Genomic DNA, 22,899 nt, shown 5'->3' on the forward strand with positions numbered 1-22,899 from the left:
CGGTATCCGCCTACTACCGCTGGCCCGGGTAGGGCACCGCATTGATGACGCCGCCACCGTTGACCGTCGGCCCGAGCAGCACCGTCGAGGTGCCGGCGGTGGGGTTGTAGTCGATCAATGACTGCCCGCTCCCGCAGCCGGCCCGGGCTTGGAGGTCCAGGTCGCCCCCGTTGACGCCGAGGACGACGACGCTGCCGCTTTTCACGTCAGGCACCGCCACCGGTGAGGTGGTGCCGTCGTCGTTGAGCTTGGCGACGTATACGACACCGCACGCCCCGGCGGCCTGCAGGAAGGTCCCCGCCGGGAGCTGCCAAGCGTTCAAGTCGCCGTAGTCGGGGCCGTGGCCGTCGTTGGGCGCGGTGAGGGCGGTCGGTGTGCGGCCGTCGATCGGGACCAGCCACAGCTGTGACCCCTTGGAGCTACCGCAGCGGGTGAGGGCGACTTTCGAGTCCGTGTCCCACCACCGCATCGGTGTGCAGTCCTTCTGGCCGGCGAGCGGCAGCGCGCCGCCGGGTGTCCCGTCGTTGCCCATCAGAGTGAGGCCAGAAGCCGTGCCCAGCACCAACTGGGTGCCGTCCGGGGTAGCCAGGACCCCCTGGACGTGTTGGTCCAAGGGGTACGTCAGCTGGTGGTTGCCCGCCAGGTCGACGCGCTCGAGCAATTCAGGCTCCGAGGCGTTCCACCTGTCGAGCAGGATTGCCTTGCCGTCGGGGCGCGTGTAGCGGGCGGACACGTTGTTGCCTTCGACGGTGAACGTATTCTTCGCGCCGGTGCGCAGGTCGACTTCGGTGATAGCCCGGTGGCCCTTCTCGCCGGTGACGAACAGAGCACGCGTCCCGTCACCCGACCAGTCGACCAACGTCGGGCTCCAACCCTTGCCCGGGGGCGGGAAGGTGGTAATCGGGTAGCGGCCACCCGCGGGATCGACCAGGTACAGCGTCGTGCTGGCTGTTTCCCAGGTCGGTGAGCCGGGAGGCGGCATTTCGCCAGGGTGCAAGCCTGGAACCGGGCTCCACATCGCGAGCATCCACCCCGGACCGACCTGCGACCACGGAACGGTCTCGAGGGGGGCCTCGATGCCGTGGGCGGCCATTGCCGCAGCGGGCTCGGCATGTGCGGTCGGCGACGGTGTGATACCCGCCGCGAGCGTCGCCATCGCCGTCAGCGCGAGCGTCGTCATCTCCGTCCGTCGCCGGAACCCGCTGCGCGAACGGGCCTTACGCAGGGCATCGTCTCGTGTCGCGGGGTGTGGTTGATGCGATGTGGTGATCATATTGGTGTCCTTCAAAACCGTGGCCGGATCTGGGCTCCGGCGGGCGGGTAATTTGCTGGCGGGCCGCGGTGCCCGGTCACGTAGAGGCTGCGCCGCATGCCTTGCGTGTTTCTTGCGCCGGGTCGGCGACCCGCAACCGGGGCTTGCGCAGCAAATGGGTGCATTGGCGGGCTGCGAGCGAGATACTGCGTCGGTACCCAAAGGAACCAAGGGGATAGCCGTGGACTCGCGCGTCGGTATGACGTTCGGCAAATACAACCTCACGCGCCTGCTCGGCAAGGGCGGGGGCGGGGCGGTCTACGAAGCCTTCGACACCGGCAAACAGCGAACCGTCGCGGTCAAGATCCTGGCCGATGAGCTTTCGACCAATCCCACGTTTCGCACCCGTTTTCAGCGAGAGTCCCAGGCGGCGGCGATTCTGCAGGAACCACACGTCATTCCGATCCACGACTGGGGCGAGATCGACGGCAGTCTCTACATCGAGATGCGCTTGGTGCAGGGGCAGACGCTTCTCGAGCTGATCGACAACGGCCCGCTGCCTCCCTCGCGCGCGGTGGCCATTATCAGTCAGGTCGCCGCCGCTCTGGATGCGGCACACGCCGAGGGATTGATCCATCGAGACATCAAGCCGCAGAACATCATCGTCACCCCTGCCGATTTCGTGTATCTCGTCGACTTCGGAATCGCCGAGGGCAAGGGCGATCCGCGGCTGACGACGGTCGGGACCCAGATCGGCACCTTGAATTACATGGCGCCCGAACGCTTCCGCGACGAGATCACCACGCCCGCGGTCGATGTCTATTCACTGGCGTGCGTGTTGTACGAGGCGCTGACCGCCGACGCCCCGTTCGCCGGTGACAGCCTTGAGCATCTGGTGGCGGCCCATCTGGCGCTGCCGCCGCCGCGGCCGAGCGTGGCGAATCCGCAAGTTCCGGTCGCGCTCGACGGCGTCGTCGCCCGTGGGATGGCCAAACACCCCGACGACCGCTATGGGACGGCGGGCGCTCTGGCCCGTGCGGCGCAGCGCGCGTTGGGAAGTGGAGACGACCTGACCGACGTCATGGCCTCGGCAGTCGGCGCATCGACAGACGAGACTCGGCCGTTCGCCGCGGACGTTGCGTCAATGCACGCGGGACCGCGCGACGCGGATCCAGGCAAGCGCCGATGGGTGCTGCCCGCGGTAATCGCGGCCACGGCGGCGCTGGTTCTCGGGGGCATCGCCTTGGACATCGGCCTGTTCGCCCGCGGACCGGCCGGACAGCAGGAGACGCCGGCCGCTCGTGCTGCGCAGCCCCCGTTGGTGACGGGTCCCGACCTGAGCAGCCTGCACCAGTCCTGCGATCAGGGCTTCTCGTTGCCGAACGCCACGGGTTTCGGCACCCGCGCCGGCCGCGGGACACCCGAGACGTCATGCCTGTTCGCCAACAGCGTGTTGGACACCTACTGGGCTGAATACGGCAACGCCAGCCCGTTACCACGGGCGGTATCGGCGCCCGGCGCCGTTGACTGCAAGTCGGTCCCGGGCGCACTGTGCAACGGCTCCAACTTCCTCATGCACTGCCAGCAACAGCCGGGGAACAGCTGGATCACCTGTATCGGCGGAAGCAGTGCGCGTGTGTACCTGTGGTGAGTGCCGGTGAACCATAGTGCGCTGCGGTTTGGGCTGTTGGGGCCATTGCAGATGAGCGCCGCAGGTACCGACCTGCCATTGGGCGCGGCAAAACAGCGGGCGGTGCTGGCCTTGCTGCTGATCAATCGAAACCGCACGGTTGCGATCGACTCGTTGATCGACGCTGCGTGGCAACACCATCCACCGCCCGAGGCTCGAGCGAGCCTGCATGCACACGTCTCCAGGATTCGCCGCTTGATAGGCAGCGCCGGCGTGGATCCCGCCGTGATCCTGGCCAGCGCGCCGCCGGGATATCGGCTGGGCGTGCCCGAAGAGGATTGCGACTTCGGCCGCTTCGCGATCGAACAGAAAGCAGGAATCGAGGACGCTGCCGCCGGTCGGTTCGAAGAAGCCAGCGGCCATTTGTCGGCCGCGCTGGCGCAGTGGCGCGGACCGGTGCTCGAGGATTTGGGTGACTTTGAATTCGTGGAGGCCTTCGCCGCGGCGCTGGCAGAGGACAAGCTGGTGGCACTGACCGCACGAGCGGAATCCGAAATAGCCTGCGGACGAACGCATTCCATAATCGGGGAGCTGGAAGCACTCGTGGTCGAGCACCCCTACCGAGAACCGCTGTGGGCACAGTTGATGACCGCCTACTATCGGGCCGAACGCCAGTACGATGCGCTAGGCGCCTACGGCCGGCTGAAGGCCGCGCTCGCCGACGATTTGGGAATCGACCCCGGCCCCGCAGTGCAACGTCTTCATCAGCGGATCCTTCGCCAAGAGCCGCTGGACGTTCAACAGGCAGCGCGCGCCACGGCCAAACGTGCTGCCGAGACTCGTCGGCGGCTGACCGAAGTCGACCCCGGGTCGGTCGTTGCACACCTGCGCGACGCCCGCGGAAGTCGTCATCCGCTGCGAGGGACGGTCACGAGGATCGGCCGCCTGTCCGACAACGAGATCGTGATCGACGACGACACCGTCAGCCGCCACCACGCGGTGATCGTCGACACCGGAAACAGCTTCGTCATCACCGATCTCCGGTCGGCCAACGGGATCGACGTCGCGGATCAGCGCGTTCGCGCCAGCGCGACGCTGACCGATGGCGATCGCATCCGGATCTGCGGTCACGAATTCATCTTCGAAATGTGCGGCCGTTGATGTAGCAGGACTATTTCAACCCCACGCCACGTTGCCTCATCAGAATGCCCAGGGCTGCGGCCGTGTCGGGAAGAACGGCACCTGGCAGGCCGTTCACGCGCACGAAGGAGTCGAACTCATGAGCACGGGCCCTTTGCACTTCAACGCTTTCATCTGGCCGAACGGCTATCACGAGGCCGCGTGGCGCGTCGTCGAAGACGATGTGCGCAATGTCCTGGGCCTGTCCTATTACACGGATATCGCGCGGATCGCTGAACGCGGATTGATGGACTCGATCTTCTTGGCCGACAACATCGCCATCGCTGAATATCGCGCCACGTACCTGCCTCAGACGCAGTTCGATCCGATATCGGTGCTCTCGGCGCAGGCGGCGGTCACCGAACGCATCGGGCTGATCGGGACGGGGTCGACGACCTACAGCAAGCCGTGGGAGCTGGCCCGTCGATTCGCGACGCTGGATCACCTCAGTGGCGGGCGCGCCGGCTGGAACATCGTCACCACCGTGACACCGCTGGCCGCAGCCGCGTTCGGGGAGCGGTTCCACCCGGAGCACGCCGATCGCTACGCGCAGGCCCACGAATTCGTCGACGCTGTCACCCACGTATGGGACAGCTGGGAGGACGACGCCGTCGTCGGTGACCGCGAACGCGGCGTATGGGCAGACCGCGCCAAATTGCATGCCCCGCGCTTCCACGGCAAGTACTACGACGTCGAGGGCGTCCAGCCATTTCCGCGCAGCCCGCAGGGACACCCGGTGCTCGTCCAGGCGGGACAGTCCGCCGCGGGGGTCGGGCTCGCCGCGCGTTACGCCGAGGTGGTCTTCTCCGGGCCTCCCTCGCTTGGGGCGGCGGTGGCTTTCCGGGCCAACCTCCACGAGCAGGCCGCGGCCATCGGCCGAAAGCCCGATCAGATGCTGGTGCTACCCGCGTTGATGATCACGCTCGGCGGCACCGAGGCTGAAGCGCGGGCGCGGGCACAGCTCCTCGAAGACCTGGAGAATCCTGAGTTTCGTTGGCAGAACACTCTTTACACGGCGGGGCTTGATCCGGATGGCTTCGACCCCGATGCTCCGCTGCCTGCCGAGCTCTGGGCGCAGCGGTCGGCGCCGTCCAGCCGGGCCGAGCAGCTCTTCGCGGCTTCGCGTGCGCGGCCCCAGGCATCTCTCCGGGAGATCGCCACGGAGGTGACTGGCGGGCTGGCGGGGCAGACGCATTTCGTCGGCACGCCCGAGCAGCTGGCTGATCACGTGATCGCATGGCAGGATGCCGGCGCGGTCGACGGGTTCACGATCATGGGATCGACACTGCCGCATGAGCTTACGACGTTCGTCGACCATGTCGTGCCTATCCTGCAGCGCCGGGGCCGATTCCGCACCGAGTACACCGGTTCCACCTTGCGCGATCATCTTGGGCTTGAGCGGCCGGCCAAATAGCGGCTTCCTTACCGTTACTCGCGATCAACGACGAAGCGAACCTGGCAGCATTTGTGAATGTTGCCAGGGCGGAACCCAACGATTTCCGTTTCCGCGGTACGGAAGCCAAGGTTACTGAATATCGAATGCCATTCGCTGACCCGCTTGAACTGAAAGCCGAAATTCATATCGACGAGGCCCTGCGCAACAGCATTGCCGAAGAAATCAATGAGCATCAGCGTCCGGAATTGATCTTGCTCATTCAATTTATTGAATTCGGCTAGTTCGGCCTGTTTTCTTACAGCCCCCAGTCGCGTTGGCGGGACAGCGTAGGTGTCCTCTTCGATAATCAACCGCCGCGCAACACGCCGCAGATTTCTCAGCAGCGGAATCAGATCGGGCTCATCAACGTGATGGAGCACCGTTTTAACAATCGCACTGTCGAACGAGTCGTCCGGGTAGGGCACATCTACGGGCGACGCCATCTGCCGGAAAGGCAGCACAGCAGCGTCCTCGCCGCGGTAGTCCATGACGTCTGTGGTGTAGCAGTCAAAGCCGGCACGTGCGATCAGTGCCGCCAAATGACCTCGGCCACAGCCGAAGTCGAGCACTGTGCGGCCTTTGATGGCGTCCGCCAGGTTGTTGAAATCTTGTATCGGTTTGCGCAGTGACTTATACCTCGAGTACCCCTCGCTGAACCACGACCCGGATCCTTCGGACGTGAAGAACTGCTCATGCACTTCGGTGCATACTTGGTATAAATCGTGCCCGTCGCTGGCTGCGAGCAGATACTTCCACGCGTTCTGCAGTAGGGTGCTCACCTCGCTGACGTGGTCAGGGAAGTGAGATTTGTAACTATTTTCGAACAGTGACGTCGCGAAGTCGAGTGCCGCCGTTCCATGCTGCAAAGTCTCGTGGATCAACTCGTATTGAGCTCGTTTGGTGGCTGTTGGCACCAAGAAATCCTTTCGTCGCCCACGCTGCAAATGCCTGACGCTGCGTCGTTGGGTAGCGGCAGGCAGAGGGCCAAGTGGTTGATTAAACGCATGATATCAGGACACTGCAAATTGAACGTATTAGGATAAAGGTAGTTAAATTTCCTTTGATTCGCCTTTACAAAAGCCAGTAACTCGCGTATTAGCAACGACGACCGACCTCACGAGACGGTGCATCGCGCTCGCCACAACGGGTCTCCCAAGAACCCGTTGACGTGCGCTTTTCTGCCCGGGACGGTCGAGTGGCACCGGTCTGAACATCGCCGATCGCCATCGGCGACGGCAAACCCCGGATCGACCGTATCCGTCCGTCGAAACCTCTGGGCGCCGGATCCGAGCCGAGTGAGCGACCCGCTAACCGCGCCTGTTTCCTAGGACACACTCACGGCTGCGCGGGCGCTGCCCACATTAGGGTTGCGGTCGATGGCGGTTCTGCACGGCAAGCGAGTCTTGTTCGACATCGATGGCACCTTGGTTGACTCAACCGCCACGGTCGAACGCTCCTGGGGCACCTGGGCTGACGAATACGGCGTCGACTATGACGAGGTACTCAAGGTCTGTCACGGCCGGCGAACCGAAGACACTGTCGCGCAATTCGTCGCGCCACAGCAGCGGGCCGCGGCCACGGCCCGGCTACTGGCGCTGCAAGAATCCGCTGATCTCGATGGTGTCTTGGCGCTACCGGGAGCGCATCGGTTGCTCGATGCCCTGCCCCCCGGTCATTGGGCCGCGGTGACGTCTGGGCCCCGCTCGTTGATGGCTGCTCGACTGGCGGCGGCGCGGCTCCCGGCCCCGACGTTGCTGATCGGCGCGGAGGATGTGTCGTTCGGCAAACCAGACCCCGAGAGCTACCTCAAGGCGGCCGCCGCGCTGGGCTTCGAGGCACGCGAGTGTCTGGTGGTGGAGGACGCGCCCGCCGGCGTCGGTGCCGGCCGAGCCGCGGGCGCGCAAGTGCTAGCCGTCACGACGACTCACCGCGCGGCCGAACTGGCGGACGCTGACGTCGTCGTAACCGACCTATCCTGCGTCAGTATCGACGTCACCGACAGTGGTGTCGCCTTGCTGATCGCCTGACTCAGGGTGTCCGCGGCCAGAAGCGGTACGCCACCAGCATCGGCACGATCAGCCAGGGCAGGTTGAGTGGCAGATAGGTCGTCAGGTGTGGGGGACTGTCAGGTCCGAGAAATGTCTGCATGAAGTAGAAGTACATGTTCATCACGGCGCTGACGGCGTACGCCAGGGCCAGCGTGCCCAGCCACGGCCAGGATTTGAGCTTCCAGACACCGATGGTCAGCACAACAAGCAGCGGAAGTTGAACGAAACCGTCGTACAAAAGTGAGGCCTTCAAGGCGGGCGGCATGACGAGGTGCTGCGGTTCTTGCTCGACAGCCCAGGTGTGTAAGGCACGCAATGGTGGCCACGGGCTGTCAGTGGCGACGGGAACTCCGAGGGCTTCCGGCAAACTCAACAAGGCGGCGTTGATGATGCCGAGCACGAAGGCTGGGAGCAGGAGGTAGTCGAGCCGACGCCGGACAAGGTCGCGCTGCATTTGCACATCTTGCATGACGGGCACGAGGTTTCGAGTCCTAATCGAGGCGACATCTGCAGCGAGTTCAACACCTGCACGAGTCAAACAGTCTTCCAAGAGGTTTGGGGTGGCGCCAGGCGTTATGGACGCTGCACCGGCTTTGAGCCGAAATCGAGTAGTCCACTACTCGTGACCAATGGCGATCGGAAATCCGATACTCGGTTCTCGACGGTGCCATTGCCAACAATGCCCACACCGGCGACACTCCGATCAGGACAACACATGATGCATCGAATCATTGTCGGAGCATTGGTCTTGAGCGCCATGGCATCGGCCAGTTCGGGGCTTGGGCCCGGCAGCGCCCAGGCCGACCCGTCAACGCACATCTGCAACCGATTGGGGATGTGCAGCCACGTTTGGTGTCCCGGCAGTCCTCTGCCGCAGCGGGATGTGGTTTGGGACATGGATATGTGCCACCACTACTACCGCGGCAGTCTCGGCCAGCCGGGAACCGCGGGCGGCATTCCCGTCGGTGCGCACATCCTGGAGGGAGATCCTGCCCGGGTGAACACCTGCCTCGGGACGCTCATCCGCGTGCCGGGCGATAAGGTGGGCTGCCGGAATTCATGAGCTGTAAATGGTTGGTGGCCAGTGTGATTCGGGCAGTGGCCTGCCGGTCACGGTCCGACCAGGCGTACTCCACCGCTTAGGGGCACGATCTGGGCTATCGGGCGGCGGCGGGCTAGATTACCCGTATGCGAATTGTTCGCCCGGTCGGTGTAGTCCTGACGACCCTGCTGGTGGCCCTGCTGCTGGCAACGCCGGCCGGCGCGCAACCGCCGACCAAGCTCACCGATCACATCACCGACAACACCCAGGTGTTGACGGATTCCGATCGGGCGACGATCAGCTCGGCGATCGACCGGCTCTATCAGGATCAGCACGTTCAACTGTGGGTGGTCTACGTCGACAACTTCTCAAGGTATAAACCCGAGAACTGGGCCGACAAGACCCGCACCGCCAGCGGGATGGACGACCACGACGCGCTGCTGGCAGTGGCCACCAATACCAAGGCGTATGCGTTCTCGGTGCCGGGGAAGGTGCGGGGTCTCACTGCTGCCGACTTGAATAGTCTGCGCAGCAACAAGATTGAACCGGCGATAAGCGCCAAGGACTGGAGCGGTGCTGCGGTCGCCGCGGCCGGCGGGTTGGACCAGTCGGCGCCGGCGACCAAACCGCCGGCACCGAATAAGGCGCCCGGCCCGTCGAACCGGATCTGGCTGTGGATCGGGATCGGCGTCATCGTCGTCGTGGTCATCGTCGTGGTGGTTCTTCTGGTCTATCGCGCCCGGCGTCGGCACGCCGCACGCCCGGTCGACCATCGCGATGGGCAACGCGTCGAGTCGTTGGTGCAGGCATTGCCCATCGCGGACGCGCGGCTGCGGCAAGTCTCCGACTACATCGCCACGCATCGCGACAACATCGGTGTCGAGACCCAGAGCCGATTCGGCGAGGCGAAGCGCCATTTGGCGGCCGCACGCGGCAAGGAAGCGAGCAACGAGGCTGAGGCCATCGCGCATGCCAACGGGGCATCGACGCTGGCCGCGCAGGCGCAAACGTTGGCAAATGCCGACGTGCTCGCGGCGCACCGCGCACCACGACGCCGGGGCAGCACATCGGCACGATGAGCGTGGGGATAGCTGGGCGTCGGCCGGTTCTGACCCGGATGAGGGCCGCCGGACCGTAGGGTTGATGGGTGCTGGCAAATGGGTCCCTGGTCTGCGGTTACCGCATCCAGGCGGTGCTGGGCAGCGGGGGCATGGGGACTGTGTACTTGGCCGCCGACCCGGCATTGCCTCGCAAAGTCGCGCTCAAAGTGTTGTCCGCCGAGCTGTCGCGCGATCGGGATTTTCGGGCACGTTTCATCCGCGAGGCCGACACCGCGGCCGCCCTGGCGCACCCTCAGATCGTGTCGGTCTACACCCGGGGACAAACCGACGAAGGCCAGCTGTGGATCGCGATGCAGTTCGTGGACGGCACGGACGCTGAGGCCGCGCTGTGTGACGGAACCATGACCCCGCACCGCGCGGTACACATCATCACGCAGGTCGCCCAGGCGCTCGATTTCGCCCACGCCAACTACGTCATTCACCGTGACGTCAAACCAGGCAACTTCATGCTGTCCGGTCCAGTCGGCCCCAACGAGCGAGTTCTGCTGGGCGACTTCGGGATTGCGCGGGCCCTGGACGACGTGGGGCTGACCGCCACCGGGGCGGTGCTGGCCACCGTCGGCTACGCCGCACCCGAGGTGCTGTCCAATGGGCGCATCGACGGGCGGGTCGACATTTATTCACTGGGCTGCACGCTGTATCGGTTGCTTACCGGCAATACACCTTTCGCGGCAACCAACGGGGCTGCAGCCGTGATGACGGCCCACTTGTTCCAGCCGCCGCCGCGAGTCACCGACGCGGTGCCTTCGCTTCCTCCCGCCCTCGACCACGTGATCGCGGTCGCGATGGCAAAAGATCCTGCCGCCCGGTTCCCGACGGCGGGCGCACTCGCCGATGCTGCCGTGTCGGCGCTGCACGATCGCAACCGCTACGCGCCACTGCCGCCGATACCCCGCGGCGCCGTCAACTCCTACCCGCACACCTCGCAGCCGCCGCCGACGATGTCCGCGTGGCCGGGCTCCCCGCCACCCGGACCATTCCCGCCACCCGGTCCGGCTCCCAAGCGCCGGCGCGGTCTGATCGCCGCCGCGCTGGCCGGTGCGGTGCTGTTGGTCGCCACGGTCACCGTGCTGGTCTGGCCCGACGCCGCGGTACCAAGCGCTGACTCCCGCCAGGGTGCCGGTGCGCCGATGTCGCCGCCCGGGCCGCCGGCCACCAACGTCGCCCCCGCGCAATTGCGCGCCATTTTGCTGTCCGCGGCGCAGCTTCCGGTTACGGCCAATGGCGATCGGCTGGTCCTCGAGCAAGACAGCGCGAGCCTGCTCGACGATTCCGCGACGGTCGATAACCAGCAATGCCTCGGCGCGTGGGCCCCCGCGCAGCAGAGCGTCTACGGACAAAAGGGTTACACCGGTGTGGCCGTACAAACGTTGCGCGGCATGAACGAACAGGCCTGGCAGGACAGCGTCACCCAAGCGGCAATCGCCTTCGCCAGCGACAAGGCCGTCCCCGCCCTTACCGCTCAGGAGGGGCAGTGGTCCCTGTGTGGCGGGAAATCCATCACCGTGACCGAACCGGGCACGCCCGCAAAAACCTGGGACTTCGGCCAGCCGCAGACCACCGCCGGTGTGCTGACCCTGGCGGCGACCCTACGCGGCGGCGGATCGTGCGTCCACGGAATGATGGTGCGCGGCAACGTCTTAGTCGACATTCGCCAATGCCGTGCCGCGGGCGGGGCCGACATCGCCGCGTTGGTCAGTGCCACCGCCAACAAAGTGCCTCGACAATGAGGCAACAAGGGGCACAGCGATGAGTAGTTTCGCGCCGGTCATTGCCCGCCTGTGGGCCATCGGTGTTGCCGCTGCGCTGGCGACCTCGTGTACGACGGTGACCGGGGGCTCGGCGCTGCCACAGAAGACGGGTACCGCGGCCTCGCCGACCGTCGCCGCCCCGTCCGGTCGCCCGGCGCCGCCGGCCCCCTCATCCAGCCCTTCGGCCGAGGATCAGATCCGCGAGACCCTGATGGCGTTTCAAGACGCGTACAACACCCAAAACTGGGACGCCTACCTGCAATTGATGTGCACCGCCATGAGGAATCAATTCAGCGGCACTGCAATGAATTACGTGAAGAAAGGCCGCGCACAAAACGGCGTCACCACGATCAAGAACATCAGCAACATCGCGATCACCGGCAACACCGCCGATGCCACGTTCGAGGGGCAGAACGAAACTTTGGGCACTCGCACCGTCAGCTTGCCGTTGAAACTCGAAGACGGATGGAAGATCTGCAAGACGTCGTGACCAGTCACTCAAGGCCTGCAACGATATGAAACGTATTCTGCCGCAACTAGACCCGCGGGTTGTGAGCGTGCTGCTCGCGCTGGTGCTGGCGGGCTGCAGCCACACCACCGGCGGAGAAGCCGCCCGCGCGCCCGCGTCGAGCTCATCCTCCACGGCGTCGGTGAACGCTTCCATGCTTGACCCTGGGAGCTATCCCGTCACGCCGCAGCCGCCGCTGGGCAATGCCGGCTCCGACCACGCGGGGCGACTGGTCGAGGGCCGTCGGATGGCGGCCTATGTCGTCGGTCCCTGGGAAGTCGAGCCCACGCTGGTCGGCCTGAATTCTTCCGGTCCGGCTGTCATCGCCGAATCCAAGGGGCTGACGCGCGCGGTCTGGGCGCCGATCGCCGGCGGCGCCTACAACTTGTCGTTGGTGGTCGGGTTCGTTACCGAGCGGCAAAGCCCGGGTCCCAATCCGCAGCTGGCGCTGCGCAATTCCGTGCTGCGATTCGCCAGCCCCGCGGAGGCCGCGCAAGCGGCGCAGAACATGACCACGGCGGCCAGGCATATGCCCCGAGATCCCACCGCCACCCCGATCGTGACCGAGCCGGAAAGTCCACTGCCCATTCCAGGGCATCCCGACGCCAACGGCACGGTGCTGACTTTCCAGGAGGGCACCGAATCTGTTCGCGAACTGACGGCGCTTACCGCGCGTGGTCCCTACGTACTCGTTCAGGTGGTGCGGTGTGCGGCCGGCCCGGACTGTGAAACCCAGCTCGCTGGGCGCACACTGGATCGTCAGATTCCGCTCATCGACACCTTCGTGCCAACCGAAGCCGTCGAGTTTCCCACGCTTGCCCTGGATCCCAGCGGCCTTGTCGCGCGCACCTTGCCGTCGCCGGACGACCAGACCACCTCGATGTCCGGGGCCGCCTACCCGCCGACGGGCGCGCTGCACCTCGAAGACGACCCGGTGCAGACCGGGCCGCTGCTTTCCGCGGCCGGTGTCGACTTCGTTTCGGTGAACCTGACCACCGTCTACCAAACGAAAGACCCCTCGGCCGCCCAGACACTCGCCCAGGCTTACAGCGATCTCGCTGCTAAAACCCCTGCTGCGCAGGCGGCTTCATCAGTTCCCGGCCTTCCGGACAGCCACTGCACGCGAGTCGCCGGATCCAATGGTCTGGTGCCCCGCTACTGGTGTCTGGCCGCGGCGGGCCGCTACACGATCAAAACCGTTGCCCGCCAACTCGACAACGTGCAGCAGGAGATGGCTGCCCAGTATCGCATCCTGACGGGGAGTTGAGGCAACGGGCGGTGAACTGTGGCGCGTCGGATTATTGCCGCGTATGCGCTGTTCGCGAGTTACCGTCGCCGGGTTTCGTGATGCCGGCGCCGCGCTTCCTCAGGCGAAGTCCACGGGCAGTGGGCCGATGTCTCCATCGCCCGGTCATCCCCGAAACCTGGGCGGAGCAGCCGGCGGCGGTGGACTCGAGCCGCGCGGCGAGCGCCCCCAGCCCGCCGCGGTCCGTCGCGCGTCCGAACCACAGGCGGACCGACGTGTGGAAATTCGGTGTCCGGGTATCCCGTCGTGCGTATGAGTACAGCACGGACGCAACCGGATCAGGGCGAACTCGACAGCGTGCGGGGGATCGTAGCCGCCATCTCGGAGGCGTTCACAGCCAAGATCGTCGGGCAGCGAGAACTCAGGGAGTCGCTGCTGATCGGCCTGCTTGCGGGCGGCCACATCCTGCTCGAAAGCGTGCCGGGCCTGGCTAAGACCACCGCGGCCAAGGTGCTCGCCGAGTCGGTTCACGGCCGATTCCACCGCATCCAGTGCACACCCGACCTGCTGCCCAGCGACATCATCGGCACGCAGATCTACGACTCGGCGACCAACTCGTTCGTCACCCGCCTGGGTCCGGTGCACGCCAACATCCTGCTGCTCGACGAGATCAACCGGTCAAGTGCGAAGACCCAGAGCGCGATGCTCGAGGCGATGGAGGAGCGGCAGACCACCATCGCCGGACAGGAACACCCGATTGCGGATCCGTTCCTCGTCATCGCCACCCAAAACCCCGTCGACCAGGAAGGCACGTATCCGCTCTCGGAGGCACAGACCGACCGCTTCCTGCTCAAGGAGATCGTGCGCTACCCCTCCCCGGAGGAGGAGGTGGAAGTGATGTCGCGAATCGACGCCGGCGTCTACGACAAGGATCATCCCACCCCGCCGGTGGTCAGCCTCGACGACGTGCTGCGAGTGCAGCACGTGGTGCGTCACGTCCACATGGATCGTGCGCTGATGCTCTATGCCAGCCGACTCGTCGACGCGACCCGCAATCCGGCGCGCGCGTTGCCCAAGCAGATCGCGCGGCTGGTCGACTACGGTGCCAGCCCACGCGCGACGATCGCGTTCTGCAAGGCGGCCCGGGCGCAGGCGGTGTTATCCGGGCGTGCGCACGTGCTGCCCGAGGACATCGCGAAGCTCGCTCACCGGGTGTTGCGGCACCGGCTCATCCTCGGCTTCGAAGCGGCCAGTGCCGATATCACCCCCGAGGTCGTCGTGGACGCCGCGCTGCGGTCCGTCAGGGTGCCCTGAGGTGCCAGACGGCCGTGGGTAAGCACCTCAACCGGGCGAAGGCCCACTTCGGCACCGACACCCGTGGCCTGCTCGAAGGTGGCCGCTACGCGCTGTTGCACACGCGCAGTATGGAATTCGACGACCTACGCCCGTATGTTCCCGGTGACGACGTCCGCGACATCGATTGGAAGGCCTCTGCACGGTCGGGCAGCGTGCTCATCAAACGGTTCGTCTCCGAAATGCACCACAAGATACTGCTCGTCGCCGACGCCGGTCGCAATATGTCGGCACTCGCCCCGAGTGGGGAGTGCAAGCGCGACATCGCCGCACACATCATGGGTGCGGTGGGGTTGATCGGGCTACGGCGCTCCGATCAGATCGGCATGGTCTACGGCGACCGTCGCGGCTGCGTCAACATTGCGCAGCAGCGCGGCGAGTCGCACGTCGAGGGACTACTGCATCGCTGGTATCAGCACAGCGCGACCGAACCCGGAGTCAGCCATATCTGCGGCCAACTCGAGTACGTCGCAACGCATTACCGGCACAGCGTGCTGATCATCGTGGTGTCCGACGAACCCGAAATCGATGACCGGCTCAGCGCGGTGCTCACTCGGCTGCGCGCACGCCACGACATCATGTGGGCAATGGTGTCGGACATGCCCGCAGTGGGGCCCGACGACACGGACGGGTATGACGTCGCCACCGGTCGCTTCGTTCTGAACGGAGCCGACCTCGGCCCGCGGGTCGTTGCCGCCTACCGCCGAGCCGAGCGGTCTCGCCGCGCCCGTCTGGGTGCGTTTCTGACCGACCACGCGATTCCCCACGCAATCGTCGGTGCCAGCACTGACATCCGGCGGGAACTGGTCGGCCTGACCGAGGTAGCCGCTCGTGCCGGATGACCTGCTGCGCCATGTGTTCGGGCCGCAGCCGTACTCGGCGTGGTGGCTGATCTGGTCCGTCCTGTTGATTCTTGCCGTAACGGCTTGGTACTTAGCAGTTTTCGTATGGACGCTGCCGTCGTACCGGTTACGACGCATCCCCGTCGTGCGACGGATGCACTCCCGGCTCATCCGCAACCGGTTCGCTCGCGGTGTACAGCGTGTCGCCGCCGAGTACGACGCGGGACGAACGTCGGCCGCGCAGGCGTGCGCGGCTATCAGTCGGACGGTACGCAGTTTCCTGCATCAGGCGACGGGTGAACGCGCTCAGTACCTGCACATCGACGCGGTAGCCGACGGGGCTCTGGCCGCGGCCGCGCCCCTGCTGACCCGCCTCGGTGACGCGCAGTTCAACGCCGAGACGCGAGTCGACGTCGGTGAGGTGAGTACCTCGGCGCAGGAGTTGATCCGCTCGTGGACCTGAAGTGGTGGCCGGTAGCGGCCATTGGATCGTCCTGCCTCCTCGTAGCCGTGGCACTGGCCGCGTTGTTGCCCATGACCGCTGCCCGCAGACGGTTACGGCCGTTGGCCAACATCGCGCGGCTGACTCGTCTGCCCGAGTACGCGAGAGTGGCGCGGCTCCGTTCGCTGTCGACGATCGTGAAACTGGTGGTGCTCGCGGTCATGTTCAGCGCTGCGACGTGGGCCGCGGCCCGGCCAAGCAAGGCCGGCAATGATTTTGACGCCCTTCACCCCGAGGACATCATGCTGTGTGTCGCGCAGCCGGTGACCGATCCTGCGACGAGTGAACTGCTCGACTACTTCGCGCGGCAGACCACCGCTGCGCCGCAGACCCAACGCATCGGCCTGACCTCGGTGAACCGGCGTCTGGTGCCGTTGACGCGCGATCACCAATACGCCGCCGGGCAATTCAGCGGATACGTCGGGGCACAGGACAGGCAGTTGACCTCGTTCTCCGCTCCGGTTCCTTACATCGACTACGCCCCTAGCGTGAATGATGTTATCGCGCTGTGTCTCTCAGGCTTCCCCGCTGAAGAGCAGCAGGGCTCGCATCGGCGTTCGGTGATTTATCTCGGGCCCTCGCAGCTTCGCGCGGCGGGGGAGTCGCGTGCCTCGCTATTCGCCGCCGACTCTGTGCGCGAACTGGCCAAACGTACGAAGGCCCAAGTCAATGTGGTCGACATGACCCCGTCGCCTGCGAGCGGTGCGCTGGTCGCGCTCGCGCAGCAGTCCGACGGCCGGTACGTCAGAACGGGGGCGAAACCAGTCACCGCGGCACTCAACGAGATTCGCACGCACACTCCAGCGGCGCGTCTCGCCGACGGCACCGTCGTGACTGCGGATTTCCGTGATGCGCCGGTGGTACCGCTGGCGATCGCCTTGTTGTCGGCAGCCGTGCTGTCGGTGGCCCTACTGGTATTGCGCCGATGACGTATCAGCCCGTGCTGCCCTGGCCGATCCTCGCGGTCGTAGCAGCCGCGCTTGCCCTGGCGCGGCTGGTAGCGCTGTGGCGGGTGCTGCAGTCGGCGGGAAGCCGGCGTCTGCCTGCGGTGCTGCGATGGAGCGGCGTGACTTTGGCGGTGCTGCTATTGACTGCAGCAACCACGCGTCCAACGATCCTCGACGACCAAAATCGCACGGGGACAACGGCCGCAGCGGGTGCGAACCTCAACGTATTCCTCGTCGTCGATCGGTCGGCCGCCTCGGGTGTCGAGGACTACGGCGACAATCCCCGCATCGCCGGGATACGCGACGACATCGCGGAATTACTCAAGCAGTATCCGGCGGCACGGTATGCACTCGTCAGCTTCGCCGCGAAAGCGTCGCTGAATTGGCCGCTGTCCGAAGATGTCTGGAGTCTACGTCCGACCATCGCGGCCCTCGGCGCCGCCCAAAACGATGCCGATGTCGACGCCTCCGCGCCGGGCAACGTCCTGCGATACCAGCTGACGCAGGCGATGCAACAGTATCCGGGTTCGCGCAACGTAGTGCTGTACTTCGGTTCCGGTGCGCCGGGATCGCCGGCGAGGCAGGGCGAGCTCAACCTCACGCCGGGGTCGGTAAATAGCGGAGCGGTGCTCGGCTACGGCCGCACCGATGCGATCGACGAGACCGAATTGCGGCAAATTGCAGGACAACTCGAGGTGCAATACGTACACCGGGACCCCGGTCAGCCGTTGCGGCTGGATCTTCCCGATGCAGCGCGCGGGTTTGACGTGGGGGTCGGACGGGTTGAGCTCTACTGGCTGCCGGCGTTGCTTGCGGCGGGACTGCTGCTGGCCGAGACCTACCTTTCGGTGCGCGAGTTCCGGCGCGGCCGTATTGCCCGACGAGACTTGGCATCGTGATGCATAGACCGGCAAGGCTGCGGCTACGACGACGGTTGGTGATCTACTCGTCGCCGCTGACGGCGGCGGCGCTATTGGTGATCGTGAAGCTGGTTTCGGTTGTGGTAGCCGGTAATTCGGCCGCGACATCGTTCGGCCACGGTGACGCCAGCGCGGTACAAGCTGATGCCGAGGTCCTCGGCACCGCCAATGTGGTGGAACCGGCGAAGGCTTGGTTCGCCGCCGGCGCGGCCGCCGTTCTGGACGGCCGGCTCGACGCTGCTGACGTTCACTTCTCGGCCGCCCTCGCCCACACCGACGCGGCCGGTTCTTGTCCCGTGCGGGTCAACCTCGAGCTGGTTCGCGAAACCCAGGGCGACCAGGCCGTGGCGGCGGGGGACCGAGCCCACGCCGACGAACGCTATCGGAGCGCACTGGCGGTCGTCGACACCGCGCCGCAAGACTGTTTCTCGGGCAACAACGACTCGGACCTGCAGCGGCGGGCCATTCGGCAGGACACCGCGAACCGGCTGGCGACGAAGCTCAACGCCTCGCCGCCCGCGGTCCAACCGCCCCCGCCACCGCCACCCCCGGCGCCGCCCCCCGCACCGCCGCCGCCGCCGGCGCCGGCCACCGTCACACCCGATGGCCGGGAGACAATGCCGCTTCGGCTCGACCCCGCCGGCGCCGATCCGTTCGACAAGTTGCAGCAGGTGCTGCAGGACGCGGCGGCCACCGCAGGACCGTAAGCGTCTGTCAGGCTGTTGACGTGGACGAAATCCTCGGGCCACCCTGTCCGTGCGGCAGCGGCGATAACTATCGCGCTTGTTGTGGGCCGCTACACGATGGCGCGTCGCAGGCCCGATCGGCAGAAGAACTGATGCGGTCGCGCTATTCGGCATTCGCCTTTGGGGACGCCGCCTATCTGTTTCGCACGTGGCACCCGCGAACGCGGCCGGCCGACGTGACCGTCGACCCGGGCATCACCTGGACGGGTCTCGAGGTGATCGATACCGTCGCGGGTGGTCCTGACGACGATCGCGGGGAGGTCGAATTCGACGCCCGGTTCGAGTCCGGCGGCCGCGCCGGCCGGCTGCATGAGCGCAGTCGCTTCGAACGCCGCGCCGGCCGATGGTTTTACCTCGACGCCATCCCAGACCGCGCGGCGGAAGATGTGTAGCTGCCTTTCGCGTTGACACGCTGTGAGGCAGACCGACAACAGAAACGAGGCACCGCCCATGACCGCAGATCTACCCGGCGAAGCACTGGAGCTGCGTTCGCTGCTGACCTCCGATGGCACGCTCGAACTTTCGTTGCAGGAGGTTCCGGTGCCGACGCCCGGCGCCAACGAGGTGCTGGTGCGAGTGGAGGCCTCGCCGATCAACCCGTCGGATCTGGGTCTTCTGGTTGCCAGTGCCGACATGGCGAAGGCGACGGTGACCGGCACGCCCGAACGCCCGGTGGTCACCGCCTCCCTCGACGACGGTGCGCTGGGGGCGCTGTCGGCGCGCCTGGACAAGTCGCTTCCGGTGGGCAACGAAGGCGCGGGCACCGTCGTGGCCGCGGGCTCCTCGGACGCGGCCCAGGCGCTCGTCGGGAAGACCGTGGCGATCGCGGGCGGCGCGATGTACTCGCAATACCGAGCGGTCGACGCGTCGGCCTGTCTGGTCCTGCCCGAGGGGGCCACCGCCCGCGACGGCGCGTCATCGTTCGTCAACCCGATGACGGCACTGGGAATGACGGAAACCATGCGCCGCGAAGGACATTCGGGCCTCGTGCACACCGCTGCCGCGTCGAACCTGGGACAAATGCTGGTCAAGCTCTGCCGCAAAGACGGGATACCGCTGGTCAATATCGTTCGCAAACCCGAGCAAGAGGAGCTGCTGCGCTCACTGGGCGCTACCCATGTCCTCAACTCGTCCTCGCCCTCATTCGACGCCGATCTCGTCGAGGCCCTCAAAGAGACGTCCGCGACACTGGCGTTCGATGCCACCGGCGGGGGCACGTTGGCCAGCCAGATCCTCAACGGCATGGAGACGGCAGCCAATGCGACCGCGGCGGAGTATTCGCGCTACGGATCGAGCGTCCACAAGCAGGTGTATATCTACGGCGCGCTCGATACCAGTCCCACGGTTCTCACGAGGCGCTTCGGCATGGCGTGGGGCGTCGGAGGTTGGCTGCTGACGCCGTTCATTCAGAGCGCAGGCGCGCAGACCCTTGGCCGGTTGCGCGCACGGGTGGCCGCGGAGCTCACGACGACGTTCGCCAGCCATTACACCCGAGAGGTGTCGCTCGCCGGGATGCTGCAGCCTGACGCGTTCAACGAATACCTCAAGCGAGCGACGGGTGAGAAGTTCCTCGTGACGCCGCACGCGCGGCCGTGAATCTGTGGAGCGAGTGACGGGATTCGAACCCGTGTGTACGGCTTTGCAGGCCGCTGCCTAGCCGCTCAGCCACACCCGCATGAGTCGTCACAATGCCAGCGCAGGCGGCTGGGGCCCAGTGTTTCGCTCGCCCCGATCATTTCGGTCTAGCGGCGGCGCGGCGTACGACAGTAAGGTCGCAAAATGGCCCACGGTCGCCTTGCTGATCCGGATTGTTGTCTGCGAACCGATTCTCGGGCGGACCCGCGAATGGTCGACGCTCTTGCGCCGGTGGGTCTCGACGGCAATGCGCCGACGGTGGCACTCACTCGCAACGCGCCACTCGAGGATCTGCTGGCATACGCCGCGATGGCCGAGGAGGGGATGGGCGCCGTTCTCGGTTTGTTCGCGGCAGGTGTTCCGGACGCCGACGGGGTGACCACCACGGCCACGACGATCACCGGCGAAGACGGCAACGATGTGACGCTCTACGTCAGCCGCCCCGATGCCGATGGCCCATTACCCGCCGTGGTGCACCTGCACGGTGGTGGCATGGCCATCGCCAGCGCCGCCGACGCGACGTACACGCGGTTACGCGAGTACATCGCGGGCACCGGTCTGGTCGTCGTCGGCGTTGAGTTCCGCAATTCCGGTGGAAAACTCGGCCCACACCCCTTTCCCGCCGGATTGAACGACTGCGCGGCCGGCGTTCGCTGGGTTGCATCGCATCGCGCAGAACTCGGCGTCAGCCACCTGGTCGTCGCAGGCGAGTCCGGTGGCGGCAATCTCACTTTGACCGTGGCGCACAAAGCGAAACGCGAGGGGTGGCTGCACGAAATCGCGGGCTTCTATGCGCAATGCCCGTTCATCTCCAACCGATGGCACGAACCCCCCGATGAGTTGCCGTCGCTGCGAGAATGCGACGGCTACTTCATCAGTCTTCAACAGCTGGAGCTGCTGGGGTCGCTGTACGACCCTGACAGTGAAAACTCGAACGACCCCACCTGTTTTGCCGGCGTCGCGACCGACGAGGATCTGAATGGCCTTCCGCCACATGTGATCTCGGTGAATGAACTCGACCCGTTGCGCGACGAGGGGCTGGATTACTACCGCCGTCTGGTGCGCGCGGGTGTACCCACCGTGGGTCGGTTGGTCGCGGGTACCTGTCACGGGGGCGATCTGATATTTGCGGGCGCGATGCCCGAGGTTTTCGTGTCCAGCATCCGCGATCTCAGCGGCTTCGCCAAAAGCCTTGCTTAGCGCTGGATCTTCGCGAGCGTAAGCCCGTTGCGAAGAATCAGCCCAAAGCTCGCAGTGCCCTTACGCTCGCGGCCCGGAAAAGGCCCTCAGAGCCCGATGTAGACCGCCTTGGTGTTGAAGTAGGCCTCGATGCCCTTGCGGCCACGCTCGCCGCCCCAGCCCGATTGCTTGTGGCCGCTGATCGGCATCGACGGGTCGGCCGCGAGCGAGGAGTTCACCCAAATCTGGCCTGCGCGAAGCTCATTCACGACGCGGTGGGCCCGGCTGAGGTTCTCGGTCCAAATCGAGCCGGCCAGCCCGTAGTGCGTGTCGTTCGCGGCGGCGAGCACCTCGTCCTCGTCGTCGAACGGGATCACACAACCGACCGGCCCGAAGATCTCCTCCTTGATGAGCCGCATGTCGGGCGTGGTGTTGGTGACGATCGTCGCCTCATAGAAGTAGCCCTTGCGGTCCATCGGCTTGCCGCCGGTGATCACCTGCGCGCCGCCGGCGACGCCGTCGTTGACGATGCCCTCCACGCGCTTGCGCTGCTTGTCACTGATCAGCGGCCCGAGCACCGAGTCGGGATCGTCGCTGCCGCCCATCGGCAGCATTTTGGCGAACCCGGCCAGCCCTTCGACCACCTGGTCGTAGATGCCGCGCTGCACGTAGATGCGCGAGGTGCACGAGCAGTTCTGCCCCGAACCGGCCAGCAGGCCCATGCCGGCTCCCATGATCGCCTTGTCGAGATTGGCGTCGTCGAACATGATCAGCGGTGACTTGCCGCCGAGCTCCAACGTCAGCCGCTTGAGGTTGCCCGCGGCCGCCTTCACGATCAGCCGTCCGACCTCCGTCGATCCGGTGAACGAGATCTTGTCGATGTCCGGGTGTGCGGTCATCGCCGCACCCGTGGTCTCGCCGTATCCGGTGATGACGTTGAGGACGCCGTCCGGCAGACCCGCCTCGCGGAAGATCTCCTCGAGCTTCAGCGCGGTGAGCGGCGTCTCCTCGGCGGGCTTGAGGACCGCGCTGCAACCCGCCGCCAGGGCGGGCGCGACCTTGAGCATCGCGACGAAGAAGGGCCCATTCCACGGAATGATCAGGCCGACGACGCCGACCGGCTCGAGCTGGGTGAACGTGTGGTAGGTCTCCCAGGTGCCGAGCAGGCCGTCGGACACCAGGTTGGCCGACTCGCCGTGGATCTTGCCGACCCAGCCGGCGTAGTACTTCAGCATGTCGACCGAGACCGGGATGATGTGACGCGCGGCGGTCAGGTTCATCCCGTTGTCTTGGCCCTCGAGCGCAGCCAGTTCGTCGGTGCGCTCCTCGATGATGCGGGCGGCGCGGAAGAGCACGTTCGCGCGGTGCGACGCGGGCGCCTTGCGCCACACCCCCGACTCGAACGTCTCGCGCGCGCGGGCCACCGCCGCGTCGACGGCGGCTTGGTCGGAATCGGGGACCTCCGTGATCAGCTCTTCGTTGGAGGGGTTGTAGACCGCGATCGCGTCAGCCAATGTCCTTCATCCTTTCGGCGAGCCACTCCAATGCGTGAACTGTGTGCTG

21 protein-coding genes and 1 tRNA gene are annotated in these 22,899 nt (G+C 65.8%); 17 read left to right on the forward strand and 5 right to left on the reverse strand.

Features of this window, described 5'->3' with window-relative positions:
- Positions 1-13: 13 nt before the first annotated feature.
- Positions 14-1,273, reverse strand: coding sequence for a hypothetical protein (locus tag ACAG21_RS07215; RefSeq protein ID WP_370495265.1), 1,260 nt, complete (start codon positions 1,271-1,273; stop codon positions 14-16).
- A gap of 220 nt (positions 1,274-1,493) precedes the next feature.
- On the opposite strand from ACAG21_RS07215, the gene ACAG21_RS07220 reads away from it, so the two are divergent.
- The 3 genes from ACAG21_RS07220 to ACAG21_RS07230 all read left to right on the forward strand — a co-directional run bounded on the left by ACAG21_RS07220 (position 1,494) and on the right by ACAG21_RS07230 (position 5,475).
- Positions 1,494-2,903, forward strand: coding sequence for a serine/threonine-protein kinase (locus tag ACAG21_RS07220; RefSeq protein WP_370495266.1), 1,410 nt, complete (start codon positions 1,494-1,496; stop codon positions 2,901-2,903).
- 51 nt (positions 2,904-2,954) lie between these two features.
- Positions 2,955-4,043 (forward strand): BTAD domain-containing putative transcriptional regulator, encoded by a 1,089-nt coding sequence (locus ACAG21_RS07225; RefSeq protein ID WP_370495485.1) that lies wholly within the window; start codon positions 2,955-2,957, stop codon positions 4,041-4,043.
- Positions 4,044-4,161: 118 nt separating this feature from the next.
- Entirely contained in the window at positions 4,162-5,475 is a 1,314-nt protein-coding gene (locus ACAG21_RS07230; protein WP_370495267.1) for an NtaA/DmoA family FMN-dependent monooxygenase, read from the forward strand.
- A 14-nt stretch (positions 5,476-5,489) separates the two neighbouring features.
- On the opposite strand, the gene ACAG21_RS07235 is transcribed toward ACAG21_RS07230, so the two are convergent.
- On the reverse strand, positions 5,490-6,410 hold the full coding sequence (locus ACAG21_RS07235) for a class I SAM-dependent methyltransferase (protein ID WP_370495268.1): 921 nt from the start codon (positions 6,408-6,410) through the stop codon (positions 5,490-5,492).
- Positions 6,411-6,872: 462 nt separating this feature from the next.
- Here ACAG21_RS07235 and ACAG21_RS07240 point away from each other — a divergent pair, with 462 nt between their 5' ends.
- Entirely contained in the window at positions 6,873-7,523 is a 651-nt protein-coding gene (locus ACAG21_RS07240) for an HAD-IA family hydrolase (protein WP_370495269.1), read from the forward strand.
- 1 nt (position 7,524) lies between these two features.
- On the opposite strand, the gene ACAG21_RS07245 is transcribed toward ACAG21_RS07240, so the two are convergent.
- Positions 7,525-7,998 (reverse strand): hypothetical protein, encoded by a 474-nt coding sequence (locus ACAG21_RS07245; protein WP_370495270.1) that lies wholly within the window; start codon positions 7,996-7,998, stop codon positions 7,525-7,527.
- Between the two features lie 734 nt (positions 7,999-8,732).
- Between ACAG21_RS07245 and ACAG21_RS07250 the strand changes: the two genes are divergently transcribed.
- The 12 genes from ACAG21_RS07250 (at position 8,733) to ACAG21_RS07305 (ending at position 20,118) form a co-directional block, all read left to right on the forward strand.
- A complete protein-coding gene (locus ACAG21_RS07250) occupies positions 8,733-9,665 on the forward strand; it encodes a TPM domain-containing protein (RefSeq protein WP_370495271.1) in 933 nt (310 codons plus the stop codon).
- Between the two features lie 68 nt (positions 9,666-9,733).
- On the forward strand, positions 9,734-11,437 hold the full coding sequence (locus ACAG21_RS07255) for a serine/threonine-protein kinase PknH/PknJ (protein WP_370495272.1): 1,704 nt from the start codon (positions 9,734-9,736) through the stop codon (positions 11,435-11,437).
- 19 nt (positions 11,438-11,456) lie between these two features.
- Positions 11,457-11,948 (forward strand): hypothetical protein, encoded by a 492-nt coding sequence (locus ACAG21_RS07260; protein WP_370495273.1) that lies wholly within the window; start codon positions 11,457-11,459, stop codon positions 11,946-11,948.
- 61 nt (positions 11,949-12,009) lie between these two features.
- Positions 12,010-13,233: a hypothetical protein gene (locus ACAG21_RS07265; protein WP_370495274.1), complete on the forward strand. Its 1,224-nt coding sequence runs from the start codon at positions 12,010-12,012 to the stop codon at positions 13,231-13,233.
- 291 nt (positions 13,234-13,524) lie between these two features.
- Positions 13,525-14,526, forward strand: a complete 1,002-nt coding sequence (locus tag ACAG21_RS07270) for an AAA family ATPase (protein WP_370495275.1) — start codon at positions 13,525-13,527, stop codon at positions 14,524-14,526.
- A gap of 14 nt (positions 14,527-14,540) precedes the next feature.
- Positions 14,541-15,407 carry a DUF58 domain-containing protein gene (locus ACAG21_RS07275; protein ID WP_370495276.1) on the forward strand — a complete coding sequence of 289 codons (867 nt, stop codon included), beginning with the start codon at positions 14,541-14,543 and terminating at the stop codon, positions 15,405-15,407.
- Positions 15,397-15,870, forward strand: a complete 474-nt coding sequence (locus ACAG21_RS07280) for a hypothetical protein (RefSeq protein ID WP_370495277.1) — start codon at positions 15,397-15,399, stop codon at positions 15,868-15,870. Before ACAG21_RS07275 ends, ACAG21_RS07280 begins: the two co-directional genes overlap by 11 nt.
- A 101-nt stretch (positions 15,871-15,971) precedes the next feature.
- On the forward strand, positions 15,972-16,838 hold the full coding sequence (locus tag ACAG21_RS07285; RefSeq protein WP_370495278.1) for a hypothetical protein: 867 nt from the start codon (positions 15,972-15,974) through the stop codon (positions 16,836-16,838).
- Complete coding sequence (locus ACAG21_RS07290; protein WP_370495279.1) at positions 16,835-17,755, forward strand: hypothetical protein; 921 nt, start codon at positions 16,835-16,837, stop codon at positions 17,753-17,755. The genes ACAG21_RS07285 and ACAG21_RS07290 overlap by 4 nt, the downstream gene beginning before the upstream one ends.
- Positions 17,755-18,483 (forward strand): hypothetical protein, encoded by a 729-nt coding sequence (locus tag ACAG21_RS07295; RefSeq protein ID WP_370495486.1) that lies wholly within the window; start codon positions 17,755-17,757, stop codon positions 18,481-18,483. The genes ACAG21_RS07290 and ACAG21_RS07295 overlap by 1 nt, the downstream gene beginning before the upstream one ends.
- Positions 18,484-18,512: 29 nt before the next feature.
- Positions 18,513-18,914, forward strand: a complete 402-nt coding sequence (locus tag ACAG21_RS07300) for a YchJ family protein (protein WP_370495487.1) — start codon at positions 18,513-18,515, stop codon at positions 18,912-18,914.
- Positions 18,915-18,972: 58 nt separating this feature from the next.
- The gene (locus ACAG21_RS07305) at positions 18,973-20,118 is read left to right on the forward strand and encodes a zinc-binding dehydrogenase (RefSeq protein ID WP_370495280.1); all 1,146 of its coding nucleotides are present in this window, start codon (positions 18,973-18,975) and stop codon (positions 20,116-20,118) included.
- A gap of 5 nt (positions 20,119-20,123) precedes the next feature.
- Here ACAG21_RS07305 and ACAG21_RS07310 read toward each other — a convergent pair.
- Positions 20,124-20,197 (reverse strand) — tRNA-Cys (locus ACAG21_RS07310).
- A 104-nt stretch (positions 20,198-20,301) separates the two neighbouring features.
- Here ACAG21_RS07310 and ACAG21_RS07315 point away from each other — a divergent pair.
- On the forward strand, positions 20,302-21,357 hold the full coding sequence (locus ACAG21_RS07315; RefSeq protein WP_370495281.1) for an alpha/beta hydrolase fold domain-containing protein: 1,056 nt from the start codon (positions 20,302-20,304) through the stop codon (positions 21,355-21,357).
- A gap of 86 nt (positions 21,358-21,443) precedes the next feature.
- Here the strand turns inward: ACAG21_RS07315 and ACAG21_RS07320 are convergent, their stop codons facing one another.
- Positions 21,444-22,850, reverse strand: a complete 1,407-nt coding sequence (locus ACAG21_RS07320) for an aldehyde dehydrogenase family protein (RefSeq protein WP_370495282.1) — start codon at positions 22,848-22,850, stop codon at positions 21,444-21,446.
- Positions 22,851-22,899: the final 49 nt, after the last annotated feature.

Source organism: Mycobacterium sp. pR1184, assembly GCF_041287235.1.
In the GTDB taxonomy this organism is placed as follows: domain Bacteria; phylum Actinomycetota; class Actinomycetes; order Mycobacteriales; family Mycobacteriaceae; genus Mycobacterium.